Below are 13372 nucleotides of genomic sequence, written 5' to 3'. Positions count from 1 at the left end.
TTGGTTTGAACCCTTCACCCAGGAACTTCATGAACTTTTGAAAAAAGGCTGCCGAGTACGTTCTCGAGCAGCCTAAGAGGAGTATCTGAGGCACCCCTCAGGTTTGTGTTTTCTTATCTAAAATAACCTGACACACCGCTTGAAATACCTGACGCTAATCGATCTTTATACGTAGCAGATTTCAAGATGTTTGAATCAACTGGACTGGAAACAAAACCAGTTTCCAAAAGAACGCTCGGCATCTTAGAATATTTAATGACGTAGAAGCCAGCTGTTTTCACACCACGGTCTCTTGTACCTAGTGCGCTGACCATTTTAGGCTGGATGTTTTGCGCCAGCTTCAGGCTGTTTGCAGCCGCATAGGTTTTGTCATAATACGTTTCTGTTCCGTTTGCACTGCTGTTATCGTTTGAGTTCGCATGGACACTGATAAAGATATCTGCATTTGCTGACGCACCTTTGCTCACTCGTGTTTGAAGACTATCAAATGTGTCTGATGTTCTTGACATGGTCACAAGTGCACCAGCGTTGTTTAATTTCGTATTTAAACGCTTTGCTACATCTAAATTCAAATTCTTTTCATATAATCCGTATCCTACAGCTCCTGAATCATGCGCACCATGACCTGGATCAATGAATACTTTTTTCCCAACAGCCGGGTTTTTCAGCTGGTTCACAACAGTTGGTGTCACTGTATTTGTACTGCCTACGACAGTAAATTTGGTGATTTTCTTACTGCTCACTGTTGCTCTTGTTACTTTTGGCAGTGTCTTTTCATTCGTTAGAAGCAATGCTTTGTTTTGCTTCGCTGCAATGCCTGCAGCAGAAGATGAAGTGGCATAACCAAATCCTCTTCCTACATAGGTATTATTGACACTCATATTGTACTTTTTCACAATATTTGCCGCGACATCATAACGAGTCGAGCCTTTGATCCGTGTTGGTGATTTCAATTGGTTATAAGCTGCTTTTGTGACGTAATTCTCTCCGCCGACTACAATGGTTTGTTTCACATTGCTTGCTTTTGCAACAGAAGCGATTTCAGAACGAAGTCCCTTTTTATCTGTATATAGAATTGGGAATCCTTTTTGAGCTGCTACAGGTGCAATCGCAATCCCATGTGCATAGAAAGAACCCTCAACGACAACGACGCCTGCTGGCTTTTTCATTTTTTTCGCGATATTGGCAGATAGCTCATATCGGTTTTTTCCTGAAATACGCTGTGTGGAGATGCCCATTTTCTTCACTTGGTTGACCACGTTATTTGACACACTTGATGTGCTGCCTAAAACGATCACCGTCTTTGTTTTTAATGAAGTTAAGGCTTTCTTTGTATCACCCGAAAGACTTTTACTGTTTGTGTAAAGAACTGGTCCATTTTTTTGATATGCAAGTGGAATTCCTGCTGTTGCATCTGCATACGCAGTTTTCCCTACTAAAACGACTGTACTTGCAGTTCCCCATCCTTTTTTCGCTACGTTTGCCGCTACAGCATATCTGCTCCCGCCATCAATTCTTGAGACTGAATTGTCTGCCAATGCTGTTGGAACGATAACGAAAATGGCGATGAGGCTGAGGATGGCTGTTTTCATCATTGAGCGCATCTTCTATGTCCTCCTTTTACCCTTTAATAGTTTGTTAGTTTTGTACCTGGATAGTAGAACGAGAGTATGGAAGAATATGAGTTTCCAGATTCAGCTCTCGCTTTGGCTCCGTATTGGCTCATACCAATGCCGTGGCCATATCCTTTTCCTGAAATCGTGAAGTCATTTGTGTTGTTTTTGACTGACGCAAACGTGCTTTTCACCTTTGTTGCGCCCATGACTGATCGAAACTCGGTCATCTTCATACTTGCCGTTGTGCTTTTGTTTACCGAATATGTGCCTGTTTTGTTTTTCAGATGGTATGTCAGTTTGATCGATACCGTCTTCGCACGCTGGCCTTTTGTTTTCCCTGAGAACGTCAGGCTTGAGATCGATGCGATTTTCATATCAGATGCAGCAGTTTCTTTGTTTTTGAGCAACCATGATTTCAGGCCGGCAAGGTCAGCTGCATTTGTCTCTTTTGTTTTAGACCATTGAGAAGCTGCTGTGCTAGCAGTCCATGTCGTGCCTAGTTGTTTTTTAGAGAGTTTCAGTGTCCATGGATTGACTGGATCTTTTGGATCCTTTTTGGCCACTAAGTATGGCAGTGCATTTCCCCATACTTCTTCACTTGCCTCTGTATAACCGCCATTGCTAGAGTAATAGGTTGCTGAAATGAGCTGATTGTTATATTTCAGAACCTTTCCTTTTGTGGCATCGACAGCTTTTGTCGAATTTGTATACCAGTTATATCCTCCATATACTTGGAAGGCTGTTGTATCAGGGACGACTTTTCCAATACTTTTCACCGAATACGTTCTAGCAGCAACCGCCTGTGCTTTTAACGCTTCAACATTCCAGCTTGCAGGCATTTCATTTGGCACTACACCTTTTAAATAGTCTTCAAATGGAATATTTTCGAGAGTCGGCCTGATATACCCTGATTCAATTGCAAAGTTTACGCTGCCTAAATACGGCTTTCCTGCAATTTGAAGGACATTTTTTGTTGAATATTTCTCAGGAACAACTCTTACTGTGTTATACGTCTTTATGCCTTTTAATGAAATTTTTCCGTTAGAAATATTCAATTGGTAGTTTTGATTTTTTTTCAGATAGACTTGTTTGGCTAATGAGTTTTTCAAGCTATCTTTAATTGCACTTGTGCTGCCAGCAAGATGATAAGCATATGTACCTTTTTCCTTCAGCAGTGCTTTTAAAGACGCTGTGACAGAATCGGGCTTTACATACACAACCGTACTGTTAGATTTTGCAGCCAATTGAGACAGCGGCATCGCATAAATATAGCTAGAGGCTTTTGCCAAATAAACTTTATCTGCATTAATATTTAATTTCTTTATAATATTCACAGATAATTCATAGCGATTGGCACCGCTGATTCTTGTCACCTGTGAGGTTTTTTTGATTTGATTTTCAACTTTTTGTCCAGTACTTTTCGTACTACCGATGATGATCACTTTACTTGGCATTCTATAAGACGGAATGGAATCTTTTTTTGTTAACAGGATAGGGTATCCCTTTCTCGATGCGTAGGATGCAATGGCAATCCCATTCATAAATGAGTTCCCGCCGACAACGACAGCTTGCTTATAGTTACCCATTTCTTTAGCGATTTTTTGGGAGATTTCAAACTTATCTTTTCCACTAATACGTCTGACTTTGCCATACTTTTTAATAGACTTCTCAGCAGCTGTTGAAATGCTTTTCGTATTTCCGACAATCAGAATATTATCCGGCTTCATTTTCTTGAGCTGGTTTTCTGTTGTTTTCGTCAGTTTTTCAATATTCGTATACAAAATAGGTGCGCCCAGTTTGTATGCTAACGGTGATACAGAAATTGCATGATCAAATGCATCACGACTGACAATGACAACAGTTGATGGATTTTTCCAGCCAGCAGATGCGATGCTGTTGGCTACTTCGTATCTATTTTTGCCGTCATATCTTTTCGTCACAGCAACATTTGATCCTGATAGCTTGTATTCCCCAGTTGTTGAGATATCCATGCTTGTTTTGTTTCCGATATAATTAGACAATTTCACTGAAATTGCCGAGCTTGCCATGGCAGACTGAAAGGGTGCAACTAGTAGAGTCAGTATCATGAGAACGATTAGTGTAACGCCTGTTTTCTTCAATTTTGTTCATCCCGCCCATCTTTTTTACTTCTGTTTTTCAATCTTCTGGATTTCCTTTTGACCACTGTCATTAATAAAGTAAGAGATTTCTACTGTGTCTCCTGGTTTAAATTCATTTAACACATCTTTAAAATTATCCGTAAATTCATAGCTTAGGGTCGTATTCACTTTTTTCACTTCGACTGTATGTGCATCAGCCATTCCAATAAATTCAGCTTTCTCTTCCAGTACCTGAGGAGTTGAACTGCTTGTCTTGTTTTCTCCTGAGGACTGCTCAGCCGTTCCACATGCTGTGAGCACGATACCTAGTAGCAGTATTAAGAACGGTAAAACGACGATTTTCTTCATTTTTTTCACCTCATGTCTTTGTATCGTCTTATAAGTTATTATTTTAAGGTAAATTTAAGGTTTTTTGAAACCTTTTTTTTGTTACAACGTCTATATCTAGGTTCAGAGTAAAAAAATAACTTGTTTATCAAGATTCGTAAACCTATAATCATGGAAGAATCATAGAAAAGGTGAGGGACATTATGAGAGCTGAAAGAAAAAGAAAGAAGAAAAAGGTTCTTTGGATTGTTTTATCGATTATTGGCTTATTCGTATTAGCAACTGGCGGATACGCATATCATCTTTGGAACACAGCAGCATCGACCGTCGCAGGCATTCAGGAGAATTTAAAGAAGTCAGATAAGCGTGACAAAGATGTCGATTTAAGTAAGAAAGACCCGATTTCTATTTTAGTCATGGGTGTCGATGAACGAAAAAATGACCGAGGCCGTGCAGATACATTAATATACATGACAGTAAATCCAAAAACGAAAACCACCGAGATGGTGAGCATCCCGCGTGATACGTATACGAAGATTGTCGGAAAAGGCACAATGGATAAAATCAACCACTCCTATGCATTCGGCGGTACACAAATGGCAGCAGATACTGTAGAGGAACTGCTTGATGTACCTGTTGATTACTTTGTCAAAGTGAACATGGAAAGCTTCAAAGATATTGTTGATACACTTGGCGGTATTACAGTAAATAGCACGTTTGCATTTAGTTATGACGGCCATTCATTTGGTACAGGAGAAATTAACCTGAATGGGGATCAAGCCCTTGCCTATACGAGAATGAGAAAGCAAGATCCAAAAGGTGACTTCGGACGTCAGCAAAGACAGCGTCAGGTCATTGAAGGCATCATTGCAAAAGGTGCCAACATTTCATCTATTACGAAATTCGGCGATATGTTCAAAGTCGTAGAAAATAATATGAAGACAAACATGTCATTTGATGATATGTGGACGATGATGAATGATTATCGTGATGCAAGACAGCATGTGAAGCAGCACGAGTTGAAAGGATCAGGCACACGTATCAATAACATTTATTACTACCAGCTTGATGACAGCAGCCTTGCGAATGTGAAGAAGGAATTGAAGGAAAGTTTGGAGCAGTAAAAAAGAAGACTACAGAAATGTAGTCTTCTTTTTTTATGATTGAAATGGAACTGGTTTTTCTTCACTTAATCCAAAACGATGGAGAAGCTCTTCGACAATTCGTTTTGACGCTTGTCCATCACCATATGGATTAGACGCCTTCGACATGTTGTCGTACTCTTTCTGATCGACTAACAGCTGTTTTGCCATGTTGTAAATGGTCTCTTCATCTGTACCCGCGAGCTTAAGCGTGCCAGCTTTCACACCTTCAGGGCGTTCCGTTGTATCTCGCAGCACTAATACTGGCTTCCCTAGAGAAGGCGCCTCCTCTTGTACACCGCCAGAATCCGTTAATATAAAGTGTGAGGCAGCAGCGAAGTTATGGAAATCAACGACTTCAAGCGGCTCAATTAAGTGCACACGATCAAGATCACTGAATTCTGTTTGAGCCGCATCACGAACAGCAGGGTTTAAATGTACAGGATATACAACCTGAACATCTTCAAACTCTTCTACAATACGTCTAATCGCTCTAAACATGTTTTTCATCGGCTGGCCGAGATTCTCCCTGCGATGAGCCGTTAACAAGATCATTTTATCTGTGCCTATTTTCTCTAAAATAGGGTGTTGATACTGCTCTGTAACCGTTGTTTGCAACGCATCAATCGCAGTATTCCCCGTCACACAAATCGTCTCTTCTTTTTTATTTTCAATTAAAAGATTCTGCTTTGCCTCATTTGTAGGAGCAAAATGAATATCAGCAATAGTGCCTGTCATTTGTCGGTTCAATTCTTCAGGGAACGGCGAGTATTTATTGTGTGTTCTTAAACCCGCTTCAACGTGACCAACCGAAATTTGGTGGTAGAATGCGGCCAAGCTTCCTGCAAAGGTTGTAGTGGTGTCTCCATGAACAAGGACAATATCAGGTTTTTCCTCTTGGAATAGTTGATCTAGTTTCAAGAGTGCATTTGATGTGATTTCGGATAATGTCTGGCGTTCTTTCATAATATTTAAATCATGATCCGGACGAATGTTAAAGGCTTTCAACACTTGATCAAGCATTTGCCGATGCTGTGCAGTCACAGTGACTGAGGATTTGATTTGCGGATGTTTTTTCAGTTCAAGGACAAGGGGTGCCATTTTAATCGCTTCAGGCCTCGTCCCGAATACAGTCATTACATGTAATGTTTTCAATAGTCGATGCCTCTTTCCTTCTCATTTATCATAAGTGTATTATACAAAAGAATAGGAACGAATCCTAATCATTCTATTTTCAATTTTTACATCTCCTTTACTCTTTTCAACATAAAAATTTACACAAACTCTTTACAATAGATAATGAATCAGATCATGCATTTATCGTAAATCATTTGTCATTTCTATCATTTGTAAGTTACACTTTATGAAAGATGAAAAATGAAGCCAAATCATTTTTTTTATATGTAAGGAAGGTGCAAAGTTCATTGAAAAAAGTACGTAAAGCCATTATACCAGCTGCAGGTCTTGGGACACGTTTCCTCCCTGCAACAAAAGCAATGCCTAAAGAAATGCTCCCAATCGTTGATAAACCAACCATTCAATATATTATTGAAGAAGCTGTAGAATCAGGAATCGAAGACATTATTATCGTCACTGGAAAAGGAAAAAGAGCCATTGAGGATCATTTTGATTTTGCACCAGAGCTGGAGCGCAATCTTGAGGAAAAGGGAAAGAGCGAGCTTTTAGAAAAAGTGAGAAAGTCCTCTAACATTGCTGACATTCATTACATACGTCAAAAAGAGCCGAAAGGACTTGGACACGCCGTTTGGTGCGCACGCAACTTTATCGGTGATGAGCCTTTTGCTGTTTTATTAGGTGATGACATTGTTCAAGCCGAAACGCCTGGGCTTCGCCAGCTGATGGATGAATACGAAAAAACCCTTTCATCTGTCATCGGGGTTCAGCAAGTAGCGGACAGCGATACGCATCGCTACGGGATTATCGACCCTCTTACACAAGAAGGACGCCGCTATCAAGTCAAAAACTTTGTTGAAAAGCCGCCGCAAGGAACAGCACCATCGAACCTAGCCATCTTAGGGCGCTACATTTTCACGCCAGAGATCTTTATGTACCTCGATCAGCAAGAAATTGGTGCAGGCGGAGAAATTCAGCTAACAGATGCCATTCAAAAGCTGAATGACATTCAGCGCGTATTTGCCTATGATTTCGAAGGGAAACGATACGATGTCGGCGAGAAGCAAGGCTTCATCGAAACGACGCTTGAGTTTGCTCTTCAGGATGAAGAATTGAAAAAGAAACTCATTCCATTTATGAAACAGCTTCTCGAAAAAGAAGAAGTGAATTAAAAAAAGCTGCCATCATCGGCAGCTTTTTTATTTAATGACTGAAATAGTCAGTGTATGCTGTTCATTATCAATGACAAACAGGTTGTTTTCGCCCTTCACTGCGAACTTTGTTCGTTTCTCATTCATCCAGACATTTTGTTCTGTCAGCCCAAGTGTAGAAGGAGAAATTGGCATAATGTCGCGAAACATAATCGTGTTTGCCTGACCATTTTGAATGACATAGTCGGTTTTCTCTGTGGTCAATCGCTCAATCGTATCTCCTTGATCATTTTTCACTGAACTCAGCGTTTGCATTCTCTGTTTCAGCACAGATTCTTCTTTTCCAAGGAAAGAAAGTAAATACTCATACGAACCTGCCGATGCAGGCGATACATAGGAATTAAACTGTCCTGGTCCAATGGATAATGACTTTAAATTCTCTGCATTTTGAAGCGCAGCAGGTTTAACAAAATACGTTTCTGACGCAGTTTTAATTTGAACGGTTTGTTTATTTTCAGCCACAGCCTGTACTTCTTGTCCAAATGTCAAAGTGACATCGGCCTTTTTTTTCATGGCTTGGTCTTTGTAAACCTTGAGGGGATCAGCCGTGACAATCGCCTGTTGATCCACCTTTTTCATATCAGGCGCTCCTTTGGTCTGCGGGCTTTTCGACTGAGGCGCTTCTGTCTTATCTGATGGGATTGCACCAAATGTCGCCAATGTACGAAGCGGGCGATCTGAAAACATCGATAAGGCTAGCAATATCGTTAAGACCGCTATAACTGTCACTTGAAATGCAGGTCCGAACAATGAGCGGCGTTTTTCGTTCTCTTGATAACGAGACACCTTTTCCGTCTTTTGTACGCCTTTTCTACCTTCTTTATGTTCCATTTGGTATTTTTGTTTTTCTTTCTTGGAAAGCTTGTTAAACCACTCAACAAACTCCTTATATTCCTTCACGACCTTTTTCGTATCATCAAACATACGAAGCTCACCATAATGCATCCAAGCCACCCGATCACAGATTTTTTGGATTTGGCTAATAGAGTGACTGACAAAAAAGATCGTCTTTCCTTGTTCCTTGAATTCTGTAATGCGGTCCACACATTTTTGATAGAAGGTTTGGTCTCCAACAGACAGTGCTTCATCAATAATCAGGATATCTGGATCGATATGCGCTGAAATGGCAAAGCCAAGACGTGATTTCATTCCACTTGAATAGCTCTTAACCGGCTGGTCAATAAAGTCGCCAATATCCGCAAACTCTACGATTTTTTCATAAAGCTCGTCTATCTCTTTATTCGTTAGTCCCATCATTAAGCACTTTAAACGAATGTTGTCTTTTCCGCTTAACTGGTTGTTCAGCCCTGCTGCAATGGCAATTAACGAAGGCTGGCCGTCCATATCAATTTCACCACTTGTCGGTGGAATGATTTTCGCTAGAAGGTTCGACATTGTCGATTTCCCCGATCCGTTAATTCCTACAAAACCAATTGTCTCGCCTTCATATACATCAAAGGACACATCACGAACAGCAAAAAAACCTTTTTCATTTTTATTAGGAAAAAACAGCCCTTTAATCTTATCTGACTGCTTTTTATATAGGACGTATTGCTTGGATACGTTTCGAAACGAAACCTTTAGTTTCATCGTATAATCTCCTTACTTTTTAAAGAAAATCGACAAATTTATCCCTAAATTTCATATGAAGCAATGAACCGACTGTTAAAAGAAGAAGCGTGATCAGCCAAAAATAAAGTGTGTATTTGACATCATGGAAGAACCATTCTCCCTTTAACAAACTATTTCTAAAACCATCAATAATGTAGAAAAGAGGATTCAATTTTAATATGTCCCCAATCCACGCTTTGTCTCCAGTGAGCTTCTCTGAGATATTCCAAAAAATCGGCAGCAAAAAGAAAAGTAATCGTGTCACGGATTGTAAAAGAAATTGATAGTCTCTCACGAGTACGCTAATCGTGGAATTAAACAAACTAAACGAAAACATAAACGCGATCATACAAATAAGATAGTATATATATTGCAGCCAATGTGCGTCAGGATAGATGCCATAGGAAATCAGCACAATCAGATAGACACCCATCATGACAAAGTAGCTGAACAAGTTGGACATAATCACCACAGACGGCAGCGCACTAATCGGAAAATTCATCTTCGATACCATATTAATGCGTTTAAACACACTGTTTGATCCATCAAGAATGGTCGGACTAATGAAAAACCACGGGATTAATCCGGCAAGCATCCAGATGATAAATGGAATCTCCACACCGCCAATGACAATTGGCTGTCCTCCGCGAATGCCCATACCAAAAACAAACCAGTAAGCCAGCATTTGAATCAATGGATTTAAAAACTGCCATAAAACACCTAAATAATTCATCTGATATTTTGATTTTGTTTCATAAACAGCAAGTCGCATAATCAGCGGAAATGAGCTGATTTGCTCCTTTAGTATCGTCAACATTGCGTTCATTGTTATCTTCCTTAACAAAAGTTTTGAGCACCAAAATTAAAAGCACCGCTCATAATTGTAACAGATGTTGTTTATTTTTTCACTTTAAAGACAAAACAAAGATGCTATCCTTCATAAGTATAGGAATTATTTGCTTGATCATAGGTTATAAGCAAATTTGGGATGATATTTACATTTCAGAATAATGTATGTTAAACTATCTTGACTATATAATCAGAGCATATTAATTGAATATCCATATTATAGTTATTCAGCATTATTTTTACTAATTAAAAGTAGATTATTAACTAGATTTTAAGGAGAGAGACTATGGTTTCTTTAGAAAGTATTTTAACTAGTAACTCTATCTTATCTTTGTTCATACATTCATATGATAAAAAAGACCTAAAAACAATAAATTTCATTCGTGATAATCAATCATTTGATTTTCCTCTACAGCAGAATAAAGATGGTTTTTACGTAGCAGAAATACGTGCTAAAGACATTCTCCCTCTAAAAGGTTCTTCTTTCAGTATCTTCGTAGCAGATCAAGGTGGAATACTCACTCCGCTGCAATATGCCGTTCATCACAAATGGCAAAGAAAGATTCTGCATAGAGAATTGGCTGTATTAATTAAAAGAACAAGCAATGAAAACTTACAAACAAAAATAACATTCGAAATTTTAAATGCTAAAAAAAGAACAAACTTATACAAAACCAATATGATTGATTTCATGCTTGAAAATTATACTCTCACAATAAATGGTGTTTCAAACATTTTAGACATTGATGCTCCATTAGATCAAAGGAAATTCTTTATTTCACTTCATAGAGTACCTTCAAAGGATAAAATATTATTTCCTGTTGATTCAATTTCAGAAGATGGAATTTGGTCTGCACACGCAGATTTAAGTTCACTTGGCCTTCATAATTTATATGAGGGTATCTGGCAAATGCATTTTTATGAAGAAGTAGAGGGTAAGTTACTAGGATCGTTTATAAAAGACAGAAAAAAATTGGTTTCTACAAATTCATTTAAGACTGCTGATCATCTCTTTCAATGTCAATTTAAAAAGAAAAATAGTGGCTTGATATTAGATGTCAAACAAGAGAGTCTACTCGTTTCTTTTAAAGAGAGCTATATTCAAAATCAAACGATGACTGCAAAAATATCTATAGCAAGTGAACAATTAGCATTAATAGATCATCATGTTTCTGAAATTCATATGATAAATAACAAAGACACAGAGAGTACTGTGTTAACTAGAATTAAACGTATAAATGATGAAGATTTTATTTTAAAGATACCTTTTAAACGCATCATCGAAGCCTTACAAGAAGGAAGTCAGAAACAATCTGACTGGCTCTTTTTGTTAACAAATAAGAAAAGCGAGAAGACTATTTTCGCCAAGGTCACAAATACCCCTTTGACTTTTGATGAGAATAACGTTCTGAATATATTTGAGAAAGTGCCTTTTGAAGTAGGACTACACCGAACTGCAAGTCAAAACTTGAGTTTTACAGTTAGGAAAGCTAGAACCGTAAGAAATCTCTATCAAGTCAAAAAAATACGCGGCCACTACTTAAAAGTTGAAGGCGCTGCTATCTTAAGAGGCTTAGAAATGCCTCATTCAGATTCTGTTAAGCGTTCATTAGTCCTAAAAGAACGCGCATCTTTAAAAGAAATAACCATTCCCGTACAAAATAAAAGAGACTTAACTTTTGCTTATCATTATAAACGGGACAAGAAAGACTATACGTACTGTGGGTTCAAAGTGTTATTTGATACATCCACACTTCCTGAAGAAAAAGGAGTTTGGGATTTCTTTATAAGATTCGATACAGAAAAATTTTCATTTAATAGACGTCTAGGGTTTGTTAAATATACTTATAAGAAAGACAAGTACCTTTCTATTATCAAATATAAAGGCAACGATAATAATAAGATTTTTAATTTTTCGTCAACGACACCTAAGGGAAATTTGAAACTAGAAGTGCTTCCCTTTAAATCTTCTATTTCAGAGGATCAAATTAGTGAAAGCAGAGAAGAAGTTTGGATTATAGGAGAAAGACCAGATACTGCTCAAGATACTGGTTATCACTTTTTCAAATATTGCAGAGAAAAGCATCCTGATAAGAAAGTTTATTATGCTATCGAAGAAGGAAGTAAAGATATTCGAAATATCGAACATCTTGGAAACGTTCTGATCATTGGCTCAGCTGAACATATTGAAAAAACACTGCAAGCTACACACTTTATCGGTTCTCATGATCTAGAATATTTCCTTCCATTTAAAATACCACAATATCAACATACGAAGAAAGCAAAAAGAATCTTTCTTCAACACGGTGTAATGGGAAGAAAATCAGCCGAATATCATCGATTTTTCTATCAATATCCTTTTCATATAGTTTGTGTCAGCTCGGTTTATGAAAGGAAAATGATGATGGATCATTTTGGTTACAAAGAATCAGAGGTTAAGGTGACTGGCTTATCAAGATTTGATCATTTAGCTAATTCTAAGACAACAGATCATAATGGTGATAGAGAGATTTTAATCATGCCAACATGGAGAGAATGGCTCAATACAGAAGAAACTTTCTTAAAATCGGATTATTACGAGAAGTATATTTCGATTCTAAAAGATGAAAAACTGCTTCAAGAATTAAAAAAACATAGAGTGAAACTCTTATTTTATCCACATTATCGAATGCAGCCATATATTTCTTATTTCAACAAATATAAGAGTGATGTAGTGTCTATTTTAGAATTGGGTGAAGTAAACGTTCAAGAGTTATTAATGAGAGCCGCTCTCCTTATTACCGATTATTCTAGTGTGTCATTTGATGTCAGTTTTATGAAAAAACCAGTTATATATTATCATTTTGATTTTGAAGAATTTTTCAATAAGGGTATTTTAAGAAGTAAGGAAGAAACTTTCCTAGGTGAAATTGTAGAAGATCAAACAAGCTTAGTTAATGAGATTATTCATACGATTCATAATGGTTTCCGGGAAAAATTATTTGTTGAAGAAAGAAGAGATTTAATTCTAACGTATACTGATAACAAAAACTGCGAAAGAATTTTCAATGAAATATCTTCTTTAAAAGATGATGATTTCTCAATCATTGCTTCCTTAACAAGAGTTTCTAAAGAAACTCTTCAAAATATAAAAATAGCGACCATTCAAACACTAGTCCGTAACTATATTTTCACAATCAGTGTTAAAAAAGTAAAAGTGTTAAAAAGTAAATCTCGAAAAACGCTCAAAGCTCTTAAGACAATTAAAAGACATCTAAAAAGAAACATACACAAAAGAAACTTTTCTAATTAAATATTTATTTTTTGAAGATGCCAGTCCGAGACAATCGACTGGCTTTTTTTGTTTACTAATCGAGATAAAA

At 37.7% G+C, this 13372-nt stretch carries 9 protein-coding genes; 3 read left to right on the top strand and 6 right to left on the bottom strand.

The window, feature by feature from the left end; genetic code table 11:
• Positions 1-113: 113 nt before the first annotated feature.
• The 3 genes from M1D84_RS02485 to M1D84_RS02475 are packed head-to-tail and all read right to left on the bottom strand — an operon-like array spanning position 114 to position 4084.
• Entirely contained in the window at positions 114-1604 is a 1491-nt protein-coding gene (locus M1D84_RS02485; protein WP_024423639.1) for an N-acetylmuramoyl-L-alanine amidase, read from the bottom strand.
• Between the two features lie 23 nt (positions 1605-1627).
• Positions 1628-3736 (bottom strand): SpoIID/LytB domain-containing protein, encoded by a 2109-nt coding sequence (locus tag M1D84_RS02480; protein WP_073207608.1) that lies wholly within the window; start codon positions 3734-3736, stop codon positions 1628-1630.
• Positions 3737-3760: 24 nt separating this feature from the next.
• On the bottom strand, positions 3761-4084 hold the full coding sequence (locus tag M1D84_RS02475) for a hypothetical protein (protein ID WP_024423640.1): 324 nt from the start codon (positions 4082-4084) through the stop codon (positions 3761-3763).
• A 182-nt stretch (positions 4085-4266) separates the two neighbouring features.
• On the opposite strand from M1D84_RS02475, the gene tagU reads away from it, so the two are divergent.
• Complete coding sequence (gene tagU, locus M1D84_RS02470) at positions 4267-5187, top strand: polyisoprenyl-teichoic acid--peptidoglycan teichoic acid transferase TagU (RefSeq protein WP_024423641.1); 921 nt, start codon at positions 4267-4269, stop codon at positions 5185-5187.
• Positions 5188-5220: 33 nt separating this feature from the next.
• Here the strand turns inward: tagU and wecB are convergent, their stop codons facing one another.
• On the bottom strand, positions 5221-6360 hold the full coding sequence (gene wecB / locus M1D84_RS02465; RefSeq protein WP_024423642.1) for a non-hydrolyzing UDP-N-acetylglucosamine 2-epimerase: 1140 nt from the start codon (positions 6358-6360) through the stop codon (positions 5221-5223).
• Positions 6361-6629: 269 nt separating this feature from the next.
• Between wecB and galU the strand changes: the two genes are divergently transcribed.
• Complete coding sequence (galU, locus tag M1D84_RS02460; protein ID WP_008343198.1) at positions 6630-7511, top strand: UTP--glucose-1-phosphate uridylyltransferase GalU; 882 nt, start codon at positions 6630-6632, stop codon at positions 7509-7511.
• Positions 7512-7538: 27 nt separating this feature from the next.
• Here galU and tagH read toward each other — a convergent pair whose 3' ends face one another.
• Together tagH and M1D84_RS02450 are read right to left on the bottom strand one after the other, a co-directional pair.
• Entirely contained in the window at positions 7539-9140 is a 1602-nt protein-coding gene (tagH, locus tag M1D84_RS02455; RefSeq protein WP_024423643.1) for a teichoic acids export ABC transporter ATP-binding subunit TagH, read from the bottom strand.
• Between the two features lie 19 nt (positions 9141-9159).
• On the bottom strand, positions 9160-9987 hold the full coding sequence (locus tag M1D84_RS02450) for an ABC transporter permease (protein WP_024423644.1): 828 nt from the start codon (positions 9985-9987) through the stop codon (positions 9160-9162).
• Between the two features lie 309 nt (positions 9988-10296).
• On the opposite strand from M1D84_RS02450, the gene M1D84_RS02445 reads away from it, so the two are divergent.
• Positions 10297-13302, top strand: a complete 3006-nt coding sequence (locus M1D84_RS02445; RefSeq protein WP_458106394.1) for a CDP-glycerol glycerophosphotransferase family protein — start codon at positions 10297-10299, stop codon at positions 13300-13302.
• The last annotated feature ends 70 nt before the right edge of the window (positions 13303-13372 follow it).

This window comes from Bacillus sp. PK5-006 (assembly GCF_054161415.1).
Note: the sequence above shows the minus strand (reverse complement) of the source record. Positions and strands in the feature narration are given on the sequence as shown.